The organism is Dokdonella immobilis (genome assembly GCF_900115085.1).
Taxonomy (GTDB): domain Bacteria; phylum Pseudomonadota; class Gammaproteobacteria; order Xanthomonadales; family Rhodanobacteraceae; genus Dokdonella; species Dokdonella immobilis.
The window spans coordinates 1-14,171 of record NZ_FOVF01000018.1 but is presented as its reverse complement, the minus strand read 5'-3'; the positions used below and the strand labels follow the sequence as shown (position 1 = coordinate 14,171).

Annotated in this window: 19 protein-coding genes; 1 reads left to right on the top strand and 18 read right to left on the bottom strand. The window is 62.2% G+C overall.

From position 1 onward, the window contains the following. Positions 1–153 precede the first annotated feature (153 nt). The 18 genes from BM125_RS12455 to BM125_RS12370 form a co-directional block, all read right to left on the bottom strand. Positions 154–471, bottom strand: a complete 318-nt coding sequence (locus BM125_RS12455; protein ID WP_245778916.1) for a YbjQ family protein — start codon at positions 469–471, stop codon at positions 154–156. Between the two features lie 179 nt (positions 472–650). After that, a complete protein-coding gene (locus BM125_RS12450) occupies positions 651–1,148 on the bottom strand; it encodes a GFA family protein (protein ID WP_092408436.1) in 498 nt (165 codons plus the stop codon). Between the two features lie 115 nt (positions 1,149–1,263). Next, entirely contained in the window at positions 1,264–2,280 is a 1,017-nt protein-coding gene (locus BM125_RS12445) for an NADP-dependent oxidoreductase (RefSeq protein WP_092408434.1), read from the bottom strand. A gap of 45 nt (positions 2,281–2,325) precedes the next feature. Beyond that, positions 2,326–2,607: a DUF427 domain-containing protein gene (locus BM125_RS12440; RefSeq protein WP_092408432.1), complete on the bottom strand. Its 282-nt coding sequence runs from the start codon at positions 2,605–2,607 to the stop codon at positions 2,326–2,328. Further along, the gene (locus BM125_RS12435; RefSeq protein WP_092408431.1) at positions 2,604–3,029 is read right to left on the bottom strand and encodes a VOC family protein; all 426 of its coding nucleotides are present in this window, start codon (positions 3,027–3,029) and stop codon (positions 2,604–2,606) included. The genes BM125_RS12440 and BM125_RS12435 overlap by 4 nt, the downstream gene beginning before the upstream one ends. A 281-nt stretch (positions 3,030–3,310) precedes the next feature. Further along, positions 3,311–3,853: a DUF924 family protein gene (locus BM125_RS12430; protein ID WP_092408429.1), complete on the bottom strand. Its 543-nt coding sequence runs from the start codon at positions 3,851–3,853 to the stop codon at positions 3,311–3,313. A 364-nt stretch (positions 3,854–4,217) separates the two neighbouring features. Then, a complete protein-coding gene (locus BM125_RS12425) occupies positions 4,218–4,664 on the bottom strand; it encodes an SRPBCC family protein (protein WP_092408427.1) in 447 nt (148 codons plus the stop codon). A gap of 153 nt (positions 4,665–4,817) precedes the next feature. After that, positions 4,818–5,285 (bottom strand): DUF2721 domain-containing protein, encoded by a 468-nt coding sequence (locus BM125_RS12420; RefSeq protein ID WP_092408425.1) that lies wholly within the window; start codon positions 5,283–5,285, stop codon positions 4,818–4,820. A 288-nt stretch (positions 5,286–5,573) separates the two neighbouring features. Next, complete coding sequence (pyrC, locus tag BM125_RS12415) at positions 5,574–6,635, bottom strand: dihydroorotase (RefSeq protein ID WP_092408423.1); 1,062 nt, start codon at positions 6,633–6,635, stop codon at positions 5,574–5,576. 212 nt (positions 6,636–6,847) lie between these two features. Continuing rightward, positions 6,848–7,831 (bottom strand): L-threonylcarbamoyladenylate synthase, encoded by a 984-nt coding sequence (locus BM125_RS12410; RefSeq protein ID WP_092408421.1) that lies wholly within the window; start codon positions 7,829–7,831, stop codon positions 6,848–6,850. Between the two features lie 575 nt (positions 7,832–8,406). Further along, complete coding sequence (locus BM125_RS12405; protein WP_092408419.1) at positions 8,407–8,760, bottom strand: hypothetical protein; 354 nt, start codon at positions 8,758–8,760, stop codon at positions 8,407–8,409. Positions 8,761–8,850: 90 nt separating this feature from the next. Next, a complete protein-coding gene (locus BM125_RS12400; RefSeq protein ID WP_139224989.1) occupies positions 8,851–9,813 on the bottom strand; it encodes a leucine-rich repeat domain-containing protein in 963 nt (320 codons plus the stop codon). A gap of 132 nt (positions 9,814–9,945) precedes the next feature. Continuing rightward, complete coding sequence (locus BM125_RS21075) at positions 9,946–10,224, bottom strand: hypothetical protein (protein ID WP_483862687.1); 279 nt, start codon at positions 10,222–10,224, stop codon at positions 9,946–9,948. Positions 10,225–10,510: 286 nt separating this feature from the next. Further along, positions 10,511–10,753 carry a DUF3601 domain-containing protein gene (locus tag BM125_RS12390; protein WP_175498062.1) on the bottom strand — a complete coding sequence of 81 codons (243 nt, stop codon included), beginning with the start codon at positions 10,751–10,753 and terminating at the stop codon, positions 10,511–10,513. 156 nt (positions 10,754–10,909) lie between these two features. Continuing rightward, positions 10,910–11,335, bottom strand: a complete 426-nt coding sequence (locus tag BM125_RS12385) for a hypothetical protein (RefSeq protein ID WP_092408412.1) — start codon at positions 11,333–11,335, stop codon at positions 10,910–10,912. A 49-nt stretch (positions 11,336–11,384) separates the two neighbouring features. Continuing rightward, complete coding sequence (locus BM125_RS19855) at positions 11,385–11,717, bottom strand: hypothetical protein (protein ID WP_139224987.1); 333 nt, start codon at positions 11,715–11,717, stop codon at positions 11,385–11,387. A gap of 699 nt (positions 11,718–12,416) precedes the next feature. Continuing rightward, positions 12,417–12,842 carry a DUF1801 domain-containing protein gene (locus BM125_RS12375; RefSeq protein ID WP_217647864.1) on the bottom strand — a complete coding sequence of 142 codons (426 nt, stop codon included), beginning with the start codon at positions 12,840–12,842 and terminating at the stop codon, positions 12,417–12,419. Between the two features lie 100 nt (positions 12,843–12,942). Continuing rightward, a complete protein-coding gene (locus BM125_RS12370) occupies positions 12,943–13,275 on the bottom strand; it encodes a low molecular weight protein tyrosine phosphatase family protein (protein WP_092408410.1) in 333 nt (110 codons plus the stop codon). 637 nt (positions 13,276–13,912) lie between these two features. Here BM125_RS12370 and BM125_RS12360 point away from each other — a divergent pair. Further along, the coding region (locus BM125_RS12360; protein ID WP_139224986.1) for a transposase at positions 13,913–14,171 on the top strand (259 nt) is incomplete at its 3' end.

Below are 14,171 nucleotides of genomic sequence, written 5' to 3'. Positions count from 1 at the left end.
GCATTGGATCTCGCGGCTCAGCCCAAGACGGTTTGCCGCGTCAGCGTCAGCGGCCCCTGTCGCTTCCAGGCGCACGCGGATCGAGCCGGGAGACCTGAGCCGACATCGTGAAACCTGCCAGACAGCGCACACCGACAGCAGGCCGCGGTGATCCTAGCCGGATTCGACCAACACCGCAGTGCCATAACAGAGCACCTCGGCCAGGCCGGGCATCAGCTCGGTCGCTTCGTAACGCATGCCGATCACCGCATTCGCGCCGAGCATGCGAGCCTGACGCAGCATGAGCTGGTAGGTCTCGGCCCGGGTCTGTTCGCACAGTGTCGTGTAGACCGTGATGTTGCCGCCGAACAGGGTGTGCAGGCCACCGATGAAATTGCCGACCACCGAGCGCGAGCGCACGGTCAGTCCGCGCACGACGCCGAGGCTGCGCACGACTCGATAGCCAGGAAGTTCGAGCGCCGTGGTCACCATCGCATTGGTTATCGAGGCGCTCGCTACTCGACCGCGATCCGCACCTTCTTCAGTCAGGTTGATAGTTTGCAAGGTCGGTTCTCCTTCATTCTCGGGTGGGATCATTGGTTGGCGCGTAGCGCGGCGAAGTCAGGGCGATGCGATCGCAAAACGCGTTGTCTGCATCGCAAGCGCGGACTTCAGGGGGAAGTGGATCGTGCACGCAGTTCGGCCAGGCGGTCGAGGCTTTCCTGCGGCCAGTGCTGCTTGCGATCGTAATAGCCCGCACAAACGGGTTTGTCCGCGGCCAGGACCACCCAGGGTTGCCTCGACTCGGTGAAGATATGGATATCGGGCGGCAGGCGATCCGGTTCGTCGAGACTGCCGACGCGGACGAAGCAGATCGTCTCACCGGCCCCGGCATAGTGGCTCCACAACGCAATGCGACAGGTTGGACAGCGCGCGATGCGCTGGCCCCTGCCACTGGCCGATGGGGTCTCGACCAGGTCGGGCTCGCCAGCGATCAAATCGACGCGCCCGGCCTCGATCATCGCGTTCAGCGCAAACGCCGATCCGCTCTCGCGCTGGCACCAGCGGCAGTGGCAGCAATGCACGAACAACGGCGCGCTCAACAAGCGGTAGCGCACCGCGCCGCAATCGCAACCACCTTCGACGGGATAGGGCTCATTGCCTTGCACGATCCGACTCCTTCAATCACCCGACGGCAACGGCCAGACTAGCGCCCGGCGGGCGGTCCGCGAAAGCCTGCGGGCGATCCGGATTGCATGACCGTCGCAGGCCGCTTCGTCGGGCTCAGGCCGGCGGGTTCATTTCGATGACCACCTTGCCCCTGGCGTGGCCCCTTGCCTGGTATTCCAGTGCGGCGACCGACTGCTCGAACGTGAACACAGAGTCGATGATCGGGCGAACGCTTCCGGATTCGAGCACTGCGGCAACGCCTGCCAGCTGCTCGCCATCGGATTCGGTCAGGAATCGGTAATAGCGCGCGCCGTGGCGTCGCGCACGCCATTGCATCGGCAGGGCCACGCCATGCAACAGCACTGCCTTCAGCCAACCGGCGTCGATCTGGTGCGCAAACTGCCAATCGGGTGGCCCGGCCACGCTGACAACGCAGCCGCCAGGGCGCAGCAGTGCGAACGACTCGCGGGTCGTCGCGCCTCCGAGGGTATCGAAGACGATGTCGTAGCGGAGATCACGCCGACGATAGTCCTCGCGGTCGTATTCGATCACGGTGTCGGCACCGAGCTTGGCCACCCATTCGCTGTTGCGGCTGCTGGCGGTGGTGGTCACGACCAGGCCGAGCACGTTTTTGGCGTACTGCACGGCGAACGAACCGAGACCGCCGGAACCGGCGTGAATGAGGATGTGCTGGCCGGCTCGGGCCCTGGCCCGATCCTCCAGTGCCTGCACTGTGGTCAGGGCGACCAGCGGGATCGATGCCGCCTGTGTCGCCGAGAGAGTCTCGGGCGCACGCGCGACGAAGCGCGCCGATACGGCCAGATACTCGGCAAAACTACCCATCTTCTGCCGTGGCGCGCGCACGAATACGCGATCGCCGGGGACAAGGCCCCGCACAGCCGCGCCGGCGTCCTCGATGATGCCGCAGGCATCGAAGCCGATCGCGGCAGGCAAGCGGGGCGTCATGATGCGACGCAGGTGGCCATTGATGAACTTGATATCGATCGGGTTGATCGAAGCGGCTTCGACGCGAATCAGGACTTGGTCGTCGGCGACGCTGGGCACGGGGACGTCGGCCATGCGTACCGAACTCGCGATGTCGCCATAGGCAACGAGCTCAAGCCGCCGCATCTCAGGCGTATCCAGGCGCGCGTTCGCAGCGGTCGTTCGATGCCCTCATGGCGCGACCGACACGCCCTTCCAGAACGCCACGCGACCCTCGATGCTTCTTGCCTTCTCGCTGGCCGACGGGTAGTACCAGGCCGCGTCGCGGTTTTCCTTGCCGTCGACGACAATCGAGTAGTAGTGCGCTTCGCCCTTCCACGGGCAGCGCGTTCGCGTATCGCTCTCCCTGAAGAATTCCCGGTTCAACGACATGGCCGGAAAGTAGTGGTTGTTCTCGACCACCACCGTGTCGTCGCTTTCGGCCAGTACGCGGCCATTCCAGATCGCCTTCATCGTGTCTCCTTGTCGTAGTCGTCCGGCGGGCCCTTGAGCTCGACCACATTGCCCTCCGGATCGGTGACATACAAGGAGGGTCCAAAGCCCTCGGCCCCGTAGCGCGATTCGACGGCGCCGGCCTCGACACCGGCTGCGTGCAATTGTGCCCGGATCGCCGCTTCGTCGAACGGTTCGACCCGCAGGCAGAAATGATCGAGATTGCGCCCTTGCGCCTGCGCGGCTGCACCGCCCTCGCGACCGAGCGGGCCGTCGATCGGCACGAGGTCGATCAGGCTGCGTCCCGCGCGCAACTGGATCAGGCCGAGGTCGTCGCGGCGGCGTTCGACCGCGCAGCCGAGCGCGCCGCAGTAGAAATGCAGCATCGCCTCGAGATCGCCGATGCGCAGCACCAGATGATCGATTTCCCGGATATGGATCATTCAAGCCGTCCTGCACTGTGCCAAAAGGATCAACCCTCAACCGGATCGTCCCGGCCCGCGGCTGGAACGGTCTGGCCTGCGAATCCGATGCCGCGCGGACGTCATGATCATGGCGTGCCTAGCCCGGATCATTCATGAATTTCACGCGCCCTCGCTTGTCCCTTGAATCCACGCGGCTTTTCGCTCATTCGGCGATAGGACCCGCTATCCCCTCAGTCGCGAAAAACCGCCTGAATCCAGGGTCCTGCGCGATCATCGCGCGAATTCACGAATAATCCGGGCTAGAACCGGGAACCTGGTTGTTCCAGGAATGCCAGTTCGTCCCGGGTCGATGTGCGTCCCAGAATCGCGTTGCGATGCGGATAGCGGCCGAAGCGATCAATGATGGCCTTGTGCCTGAGCGCGAAGTCGTGGGTGTTTTCGCTGGTAGCGGTCCGGAACAGCGGCTCGGCGAAAGCATGGATCCGCGCCGATTCGCTGTGCATGTACGGCATGTAGAGGAAGCTCCGCCCTTCCTGCGAAAGGGTCTCATCGGCACCTGCCGCGACCGACTCCTGGGCCAGGGCGAGGGCCAACGGATCGCTTGCGAACGAACGCGCCTGGCCGCGATACATGTTGCGCGAGAACTGGTCGAGCACAATGATTTCGGCCAGCCGACCCTGCGGCGTGCTTCGCCATTCGTACAGTTCGCAGCGGTTCGCCTGGGCATGCAGATCGGCAAATCGATCGCGGATCTGCGCATCGAAATCGGCATCCACCTTCCAGTGCTGCGCCGGCGTGATCTCCTCGAACCAGAAGCGGACGACAGTTTCGGGCGTCGTCATGTCGGCAGCCGCTCCCCGTGTTGCACAAGCCAGGCAGCAGCGTAGCCCATTCAAGCAAACCACCCAAGTCGCCCGGAAAAAGGCGCGACGGAGGCATTCTGCAGTTGCATCACGATACGGCAGCAGCTCCCGGCCCCGGAAGAATGCATCCGTCGAGGATGGCACTGGCCTCGGCACAAAGTCTCATTTCTCGTCCTCCCTGCGAAGGCAGGAATCGAGTGACTTGGGCGCTTCTGGAGGCTTCCAAATCGCCGGATCCCCATCTTCGCGTGGATGACGGGCCTGAAGTCGGTGCCGTTCGCCCTCGTCCTGTTTCCCCGGGGAACCGGTGACCGAGTCCCCTACTCCTTCGCCGTGCATGGACTCAGTCCGGAATGACGGGCTCGACCAGGGTCGCGAGCTGGGCCAGCGATTCCTGCCAGCCCAGGTAGCACATCTCGACCGGAATCATTGCCGGAATGCCGGACTGGACGATGCTGATCTCGGTACCGCAGGAAACAGCCACGAGGCTGACCGTTGTCTCCATCTCGCCGGGCATGTTCGGGTCGTCGAAGACGTCCGAATAGCGGATGCGCTCATTCGGCACGAGCTCGCGGTATTCACCGCCAAAGGCGTGCCCATTGCCGCTCGTGAAATTGATGAACTGCATGCGAAAGCGGCCGCCGACCCGGGCATCGAGCTGTTCGACCTTGCAAGTGAATCCATACGGCGGCAACCATTTCGCGGTGGCCTCGGCGTTGAGGAAGGCCCGGTAGATCTTCTCGGGAGCGGCTCGCAGTACGCGATGGAGTCGTACGGTATTGCTGGACACTGGTCATCTCCAGGCTGAGGCGGGGGCCGCCGCCGGCGCGAGTGCCTAACGAGGTCATCGTGCCCGGCCCGGCATGATCCTTGAGCGCAGCATTACGATTGCGACGCCTCGCCGTCAAGGACAACGGGCTTCTGCACGACAGCGACGGTCGCGTTACCCGGACCGGCGTTGCCGCTTGACCGAGGCCGGGATGCGCACCGTGCGCATGGCAAGGTGGACCTCGCGCAGGAAATAGGTCAGGCCCACCACCAGCGCCCCTGCCGACCCGGTAAACAGGGAGCCGACCAGCCATCGCAGTTCGACCCGGATCAGGGCCTCCAGAAAAAGGGTCGCCACCACCAGGCAAACGAGCAATGCCGACAGGGTCGAGGCGGTGATGGCGAAGCTGGTCAGGTGGCGTCGACGCTCGAGGCTGCGCAGTTCGACCATCAGCGATTCATCCGCCTGCAGATCCGAGGAGATCGGGTGTTCGGACAGCTGGCGACCGCGATCGATGATGCGGGCCAGGCGACCCGCCATGACATTGAGCAGCGCGCCAATGCCTGTCAGCAGGAAGACGGGCGCCAGTGCAAGCTGGATGGCATGCGCCACGTCCCCAATGTCGGTCAGCGAATCGAGCATGGCGTGATAGGCGGTTCGGAGCGGAATACGGCTGGATTCTCCGTTCCTTTCGGAAACTATGCCAGCGCGAACGAGCGGGTGACGCAGGCATCTGTCGTTTGAACGGCATCACGGCGACCGAACCGTCATCCAGGAGATGCCTGGATCCCCTTTTTTTTTGACGGCCCGCATGACAGCGGGACCTGGGTCCGCCCGTGTTTTGCCAGACTGTCATCGCAGAGTCGGCCGGAATCCGTTCCGGACCCGACCAGGGCTGGAGGATTGCGTTCGCCTTCCCGCCAGCCGCGCTCAGGCGGACGAGGCCTCCTCGCCGTCGACGATCGACCAGGCGATCGACTTGCCGGCGCGCATCGGCACGCAGGTGCTGGCGGCCAGCGGGTAGGCCGCCGGTACGGTCCAGGCCCTACGCTCGAGCACGAGGCGCTCCGTGTTGCGGGGGAGGCGGTAGAAATCCGCGCCGTGAAAGCTGGCAAAGGCTTCGAGTCGGTCGAGCCGGCCGACCTGGTCGAAGGCCTCGGCATAGAGCTCGATGGCGGCGTGGGCGGTATAGACGCCCGCGCAACCGCAGGCGTTCTCCTTCGACTCGCGCACGTGCGGCGCGCTGTCGGTGCCAAGGAAGAAGCGTGGATTGCCGCTGGTGGCCGCCTCGAGCAAGGCCGTGCGGTGGACCTCGCGCTTGAGGATCGGCGCGCAGTAATGGTGCGGATTGACGCCGCCCTCGAACAGCGCGTTGCGATTGAGCAGCAGGTGATGGGCGGTGATCGTGGCCGCCACCCCGGCCCCGCCCTGTCTGACGAAATCGACCGCGTCACGCGTGGTGATATGTTCGAGCACCATGCGCAGTCCCGGGAACCGCTCACGCAAGGGCAGCAGGTGGCGCTCGATGAAGACGCGCTCGCGGTCGAAAATGTCGACCGCGGGGTCGGTCACTTCGCCATGCAGCAGGAGCGGAACCTCATGCTGCTGCATCGCCTCGATGACCGGGTAGACCTTCGCCAGGTCGCGCACGCCATCCTGCGAATTGGTCGTCGCACCGGCCGGGTAGTACTTGACCGCAAAGACGCGGCCACTGGCCTTCGCCCGCGCGATTTCCTCGATCGGCGTCGCCTCGGTCAGGTACAGGGTCATCAGCGGTTCGAAATGCCGGCCAGCAGGCAGGCAGTCCAGAATGCGCTGCCGGTAGGCTTCGGCCTGGGCCACCGTGGTCACCGGCGGCTTCAGGTTTGGCATGACGATGGCGCGGGCGAAGCGGCGCGCGCTGTGACCGACCACTGACGCCAGCGCGGCGCCGTCGCGCAGGTGCAGGTGCCAGTCGTCCGGACGGGTGATGTCGAGACGATCCGTGTTCATGCGCGCGAGACCCCGCTGCGGCGTGGCTCGGCCCGGTGGTTTGCCGATGTTTGTGGACGCTCAGGATGAAGCGGCATGCGGGATCCTCAAAGCAGGAAGCGCGGTGGCGATGGACCCCGTTGGCGTGTCTCGCGCCAGTCCGGCAGCGAAAAACCGTCATCGCGGCCTGGCCATTATCGGCCCGAACAGGCGTGACCGAAACCTTCGATCGCTCAGGCCCCGCCCGAACCAAGGCCGGCCGCCCGGCGCAGCCGGTCGCACAGCGCGCGTCCGGGCCCGGTCTCGACCGGCGGCACGGCAACCAGAACCTCGAGGCCCAGATGATCCGCCTCACGCAGGTGGTGGTAGAGCACGCGGGCCTGCTCGAACACGTCTTCGCCCAGGTCCAGCCACGGCACCGATGGCGCAAGCGCAGCCGGTCGACGCGCCGAAAGCAGGCCGACCCGGTGCCCGCTCGCCCGCCAGCGTTCGATTTCACCGTCCGCATCATCCATCGATGCCAGCAGCACGCGCGCCCGTGGTGCGTAGTGCGAATCCTTCAATCCCGGACTGCGAACCCCGGCTTTTGGCCTGCTGGTCACCGGCTCGGCAGCGACGCGCTGCAGGTCCTCGGCCGTGATCAGGCCCGGGCGCAGAAGGCAGATGTCCTCGCCCGAAAGGTCGACGATGGTCGACTCGATACCGACATCGCAGGGGCCGCCATCGAGGATCAGATCGACCCGATCGCCGAGCTCTTCGCGGACATCCGCCGCCGTGGTCGGGCTGACACTGCCATAGCGGTTGGCCGAGGGCGCGGCCACGCCGCCGCCGAACAATTCGAGCACGCGCAATGCCAGCGGATGCCCCGGAACGCGCAGCGCGACCGTGTCCATGCCGCCGGTGACCGCATCGAGCACCCCGGGCGCCTTGCGCAGGACCAAGGTGAGCGGACCGGGCCAGAACGCCTCGGCCAGGCGCCAGGCCGCATCCGGGATGTCCCGCGCCCATTCGGTCAGCTTCGCCTTGTCACCGAGGTGCACGATCAGCGGATGGTCCACCGGCCGGCCCTTGGCCGCGAATATCTTCGCCACCGCCTCGGCATTGCGCGCGTCGCCAGCCAGGCCGTAGACGGTTTCCGTCGGCAAGGCGACGAGACCGCCGCGGCGCAATACGTCGGCAGCCTGGCGCGCTGGTTCGTCGGGCGGCGTAGAGCTCATGCAGCGTGATTCCGCAGATCCATCGAGGCGTTCAAGGTTCCCACAATGCGCGCGTGGCGACGAGGGGTGCGTGTCAACGAGCACGGACGATCGCCTTGTTTGCACCGGCACGCGGTGATTCATGCAACCCCGGGTCGCGGCTCGAACACCCAATGGTGCAACCTCCGCTCGGCCAGCGCACGAGCAAGTCACATGCAACGGCATGAACGAATCAAACGAAGAAACCGTTCTTTCAGTACGAAGCGGTAGGCAACGGGTCAGGCCCATACCGAGGGAACCGGACCGACGCGGCGGACGTCGTCCCGTACACCGGCCGATCCCAGGCGGATTGGCGACGCCGATGAATGAGCGAAGCATCCGCGCGACTCAGGAAGTGGTGCTGGACTACTCCCGTGACGCAACAGGACTGACTACGAAACTGCGGCCCGACAATCCTTCCAGCACTTCCGTGAACCGAGCTCAGCGATACCCCATCCTGAAACGTTGCGTAGGATCCGCACAAGACCAGGAGCGCAGGGATAAGCGGCATCTGACCGGACTGGACGGGAAGTCTCTTGCAGGGCGGCCGGGGCGCTCTATGGTCGTCCCCACTCAAGATGACGAATTACCGGTTTGCCAGCCTCCTGCTGGAGAACGACCGTGACGGCCTCCGAGAAATCGTCACCCGAGATCGAGACATACGCCCAGCCCAGGTCATGAGGTTGCTTGTCCGGCCACTGCTCCATCGTAGACATGAGTTCCACAACCGTGGGCGGCCCCTCACCGTATTCGATCATCTCGTCATAGTTGTTGCGAATCCGATCCGGATCGACCGCTGCGCGAAACCCCGACGAGAGCATGGAATGGGCATCGCTGAATCGGCCGTCCACCAGAGCCCGCGCAAAGGCGACAGCCACCAGGGCGTAAGGAGCAGAGCGATTGACTTCCATAAGCTACCTTCTGGGTCGATTCGTAGAAATTGATTTTGACAAGCCGTCCACCAGAACGCAGGGGGCTATCCAGTCCGCCCGAGTGAACGGTCATTGCCCGTGCGAGAAAGCACTTGCAGCGGCCGCGCCACGGGCAGCATTGAACCTGGCCACATGGCGGGCCAGTTTGACAGAGTCACAGGTGGGACAAAGGGCGCGGCCACCCCTTCCGGACGTAATGACCTTCCAATTCTCATTGCACCGACGACATGGAAGAACGGAAGAGTGCAGCCGCACGAATGGCTGCGCCCACTCACAAACGGAGGCGTCGAGGTGCAGTGACAGATGTGCAAACTCCGCAAGCGGAAAGTAGTTGCCGAGCCCAAGGAATTCGAGCTTCCTCAGGGCTGCGAATGGCTCCAGGGACATGTCAACGGCGTGAACGGCACCCAGGTGCAACCATTCCAGGTTCTGCAGGTATCTCAATGGCTGGAACGAATCGACCGTGAACCCTTTGAATTCGGCACCGGTAAAGCCAAGCCCGATGAGACCCACCAAGGACCCCAGAGGATCGAGATTCCTTGCGCACTTGAGGTTGTCGAGCTGCAGCCAGTTCAGCCCGGTCAGCTTTGCCAAAGGCTCGATGCTGGCAATACTCGACGACGTACCGATCTGCAGATACCTGAGGCTTTTGCAGCTTTCCAGCGCCTTCAAATCCGTGATCGCGTTCGCCGGTATTCGTAGAGCTTCCAGTGCCGGTAGCATGCACGCGGCTTCCAGGAGCGGCTGAGAAGCCATCGAGGGAAGCTCGAGCCAGCGAATACCTTTCAGTGCGGGTAGCTGGGCAGTCCAGCGATCAACGACTTGCCGTGCAGTGGCACCAGAGGCAGCGACCCTCACCCGCTCTTCGCCTTGGTATTCATCGGGAGTTGCAAGCATCGCCCAGGAAAGCGAGCGCTGCGGTTCTCTCGCCCAGAACTCACGAGTGTGCGTGAAATCCCTGCTGTCGTCGGCGCCAACCGTCCGGCTCAAGCTAGCCGCGAGGGCCTGGATTTCCTGATCCACTTTGACCATGGGCATCGACACCAGAAATGGGCCGCCGCGTCAGCGGAGAATTCCTGCCAAAGAACGGACACCTGATGGTCAGGCGCACTGAGCTTCGAACACGATGGGCGAGCGCTAGCCCAAGGCCGAGTGTAAACGCTGTTAGTTGTGAGAATCGACATGGGTTCGCACAACATCGCGAAGCCCTCTATCGGTCATGATTTGCGGCCGGTGGTGCATATCCGATTTCATCGACTTGTTCCAGGATTGCACGTGCGCAATGTCCGGCACGCGGCGCGGCCGGCTCTGGCTCTGCATCAGGCTGGCCCGTCTTTTTAAGAGGCCGTGCTCCACTTTGAGCTGCTCACAGGCCTTCTTGACCTCGCGCAGCGTCTTCAGCACGGCAACGACCTCTTTGTCCGCCGCCACACCCTTGGTCATGATCAGTCCTTGACGCGCCTGTTTGCGCCAACGAGACAGCATGAAGGGATGTGAAGCGACTCTGCCACATTGCCCACGGACAGCCGGAGCCTGGCTCAGGCGAACGGCTGTGGTCTTGAATTCACGGCGGTAACGGCAGGTGGCTTGAGGGCTTGGCCATGGCAAGAACTTCTGAAGGCTAGTTCAGGGTGTCCACCAACGCGTAGGAACAATCCCGTCGGCCCCAGCGCCTGGTTGGATTTTGTTGTCTTGTGGCATACGTTTGGCATGATTCCCCGCCAAACGCTTAGGCTTCATCTGGAGATATGTATTCGGCCAGATTATCCAGCACCGCACCTTGCCCCTCCGGCCGCCACTGAAGCCGGAGGTGCCACTCCTGCTTGCCGTCGGGGGAAACGAAGAAAGACATCCCATCGTCGTACGGAACGAAGTTGAAGCCGCAGAACTCCCAGGTTTCGCCTACCGGGTGGAGTTGGTGATCGTAGTCGCGGAACTCGCGGATTACGCGGTACTTGCGGCCAGCCCTCAAGGAATCATGATCGGAGCCAGCGTTTGGCGCCCTGACACCACCCCAGAATCCCTTTGGCTTTGGCCCAAACATCGCATCCTCTCAGAAATCGAACACCGGAATCGAGCCGTGTGCGTCAGCACGAAGACTTCCCACGAAAAAATGGACACCCGAGGGTTAGGCGCGCCCTCGAGCAAGGCGCAGATAGATCTGCCAAAAGCGAAGTAGAACTACGCCGATAAGGGGCAGGGTAAAGATGATAACTGAAAGCGGGCGATTAACCCCTCGCCCGGTAGGGAACTCGAAGCCCTGATCGTAGGCTACGAGCAATGCTGCAAGTAAGACGAAAAGCCAGCCAGCGAAGACGCCGCCGATTACGTTTGGGTCAATTGGGTGCTCGCGCGCAACGGCGCGAAAATCTGCGTCATAGGGGGAAAGTAGCAAGTACAGCACGCCAAACATCAGAGTCGTACGTAGGGCTCCGCCGCCAGGCAGGGTATGGAAAGAGTAAAGCCACATCGCAACGACAATGACTGCGCCAATCAAGGATGCCGTGAGACGAATTTGCGCGGAGTTCACGAAAGCGCCCGACAGCAGAAACAAGCTGCCGCATTAGCGGTTGACTTGATTGAAAAGTTGGGGTGCGCCACCGCTATGCCAGCATGACGGTGCCGACGACAATGAGTCCGAGGCTGGCACACCATGGCCCCATGACTTGCCAATAGATTCCACTGCGTATGAGAGCAAAAACCAGATAGCCGGGGACTATGACAGACAGTGTTGCACGCAGAAAGCCATAGCGAAACAACACCAGTGAGCCAACAAGCTGTGCGCCGAACAGTGTTGCGAAACCAACGACGATCAGCGTTCTTGCGAGCAGGTTTGGCGATCCAGGCCTGAACTGTTCGGGGACTATGCCGGCATGCAATGCGCTCGCGTAACAAAGCGCAACGACACCCGCGAGGAGCAGCAGCGTCAAGCTCAAATGGGCTAACTCCCTTCGAACCCGGAGACCCTTCGAACGCGCACGCGCCTCTGCGTCAGCCGCAGGATCCGAGGCGAGATCGAGAGTGCCAATCGTGGGTTCAATTCGTTTCACAAGCATCCCAACGCCAGAGTTGAGGCCGCCACCTTAAGGAGGGTCTGGACGAACAGCGCGGTCCGCTCGAACGCATCGTTGGGCACTGCCACTCGGAACTACCGCTTTGGGAGTTGCACGACATTGCCCGCTGCTCCGAGGACTGCCGCTCGATCTTGCGTAGGAATCCAGGAGCGACCCTCGATTGCTGCCCATCCGGGGTTAGGACGGACACCGACTTCTTGTTGTAGCGTGCAATTACGCCCTCGACGCGTCCGCGGCCGTCCGGATCAAACCACACAAGCTCGCCGATGCGGAATTGCAGCATTGCGTGATGGGGCGTGCCTGGCGAATGAACCGAAGCCGCTCGACAACGCGGTTATTGAGGTCGACGATTTCGCCGTCGTTCAGGCGGTCAATATCTCTCGGCATGGGCACTCCCGGCCAATACGCAAGCGGACACAGCGTAGCATCGCGCCGCCAGTGGCGGACGCCCGGGCCGACGGAATCGATCAGGCGCCACGCAACGCGCTGGCCGCAGGCCAGTACCGTTGACGGAGGGGTTGGACCCCAGGGGTGCCGCACCTGGCTGACCGTTGCCAGGATTCAAATGTACTGCACCCATTGGCGCAAGACGGCCTGGAAGGCGGCTCTGGCGTCGTTGAACTTTTCAGCACTGGCAAACTCAACCATTGCACGATCCTTGCCCAACCACTTGAGCAACTTGGTCGGGTCTTCGATGGCGACGCCACCAGAAGGCAGCTGACGGACCTTGGCGCCAAGGTGAAGGACGACACTGAGACCAGACTTGGCCCGAAGATGCGTTGTGGCGAAGTACTCCGAAGTGCGAAAACTTGGGGCGTTCCATTTGATACCTTCCTGAACGGAAGGGTCGACTTCGAGCATCAGTCTTCTCAACGCCTGGATCTCAGATTTGTGCGGATGAACAAGCTCAGCCATGAAGGCGTCCACGGCGGCAGAAGAGTCAGCCGGCGTTGAGTGAGCGACCTTGGGTTTTGCTGCTGCAGGCACGATAGCTCCGGACTTGGTGGCTGAAGAGGTCAATACCTGAGACTACCCGCGCAACGGAGTGGCGTCGGCTTGAATTAATAGGCCGAATTTTCGCCTCAACTCAGGCGACAGGCAAGAATCGTGGAACCTTGGCTCGCAGCAGCCGAACCAATGCTGGATCCATGTAGTCGTAGTCGTCTGGAATGTCCAAGCAAATGACCCGCTTGCCCGCCAAATGTGGGCGGAACTTCTTGGAAAGCTTATTACGGTGCGCCTTTTCCATGACGAAGATGACGTCCGACCAAGCCAATAGCTCCGGCGATACCGGATTGCCTGCGTCATTGCCGAGACCAGCTGATTGCGTCTCAATGCCAGGCCAGTCAGCGAACACTTGTTCAGCGGTCGGACTCCGGAGACGGTTCTGGGTACAGATGAAGAGAACGTTGCGGTACACGGCTTTTCCTACGGCCTAACACCAGAATGAACCGTCACGTCGGCTTGAATGAGCTCAGGGCCACAGCCTCACTCACCCGGAGTTGACGGGAAGTCTCTTGAGGAGGAGTTAGCTCTTTGCTAGAAAAACGTCAGCGTCTCCACTTTCGCTTTTCCAGTCTGCAAAGACACCAATAAGGCTGCAGGAACGGCAGCGGCAGCCAATGTAGTACCAACGCACATCGCAACTGTCTGGATAAAGTGCCAGCCCTGACGTGATGGAGAATGACTCGTTACCGCAGACACAGGAATGACGTTCAAACCTCGCGGTGGATACATACTCTTCCGAGTCTCCCATAAGGTTAGAATGTCCGCAGCTCACACATATTCTACGTGCCGCTCCGGCTTCTTCATCGGACTCCAGCCTGAACGCGCTTTCGCCGCAGACACAGGCAGCACTGCCAAATCGTGTCGCGACGTATTCGTTCAGAGAGCTGTATCTCTCTATTTCGGCTTGTACGTCACTATCCTCTGTGCCGAACCAGTAACCCGATTTGCGAGAAATTGCCATTGAAGACCTAACGAAGCTGTAGAAAAACCTCCTCCCAGCCTATCATTCGTCCTGTCCGCAACAAAGCGGAAAATGAGGCGAATCGGCCATGGCGCGATACCGGCACTACGACCCTGAGCAGACCAAGATGATCGCGGTGTCCTATGGCCGGCAATTGCTGCCCGGGACCTTCGAGCATGCGCTGAGCTACCTGATCGACAACGAAATCGATCTCGGGCGCTTTGCTGCACGCTTCAAGAACGACGAGACCGGTGCGCCAGCCTACGATCCGGCCGTGTTGCTCAAGGTCGTGCTGTTTGCCTACTCGCGGGGAATAACCTCCTCGCGCACAATGGCGCGGGCCTGCG

Coding starts and splice junctions, on each gene's coding strand:
- BM125_RS21075 (WP_483862687.1), bottom strand. CDS start 10,224: ATGACCAAGGGTGTGGCGGCGGACAAAGAGGTCGTTGCCGTGCTGAAG.
- BM125_RS12400 (WP_139224989.1), bottom strand. CDS start 9,813: ATGGTCAAAGTGGATCAGGAAATCCAGGCCCTCGCGGCTAGCTTGAGC.
- BM125_RS12405 (WP_092408419.1), bottom strand. CDS start 8,760: ATGGAAGTCAATCGCTCTGCTCCTTACGCCCTGGTGGCTGTCGCCTTT.
- BM125_RS12435 (WP_092408431.1), bottom strand. CDS start 3,029: ATGATCCATATCCGGGAAATCGATCATCTGGTGCTGCGCATCGGCGAT.
- pyrC (WP_092408423.1), bottom strand. CDS start 6,635: ATGAACACGGATCGTCTCGACATCACCCGTCCGGACGACTGGCACCTG.
- BM125_RS12440 (WP_092408432.1), bottom strand. CDS start 2,607: ATGAAGGCGATCTGGAATGGCCGCGTACTGGCCGAAAGCGACGACACG.
- BM125_RS12410 (WP_092408421.1), bottom strand. CDS start 7,831: ATGAGCTCTACGCCGCCCGACGAACCAGCGCGCCAGGCTGCCGACGTA.
- BM125_RS12445 (WP_092408434.1), bottom strand. CDS start 2,280: ATGCGGCGGCTTGAGCTCGTTGCCTATGGCGACATCGCGAGTTCGGTA.
- BM125_RS12455 (WP_245778916.1), bottom strand. CDS start 471: ATGGTGACCACGGCGCTCGAACTTCCTGGCTATCGAGTCGTGCGCAGC.
- BM125_RS12430 (WP_092408429.1), bottom strand. CDS start 3,853: ATGACGACGCCCGAAACTGTCGTCCGCTTCTGGTTCGAGGAGATCACG.
- BM125_RS12420 (WP_092408425.1), bottom strand. CDS start 5,285: ATGCTCGATTCGCTGACCGACATTGGGGACGTGGCGCATGCCATCCAG.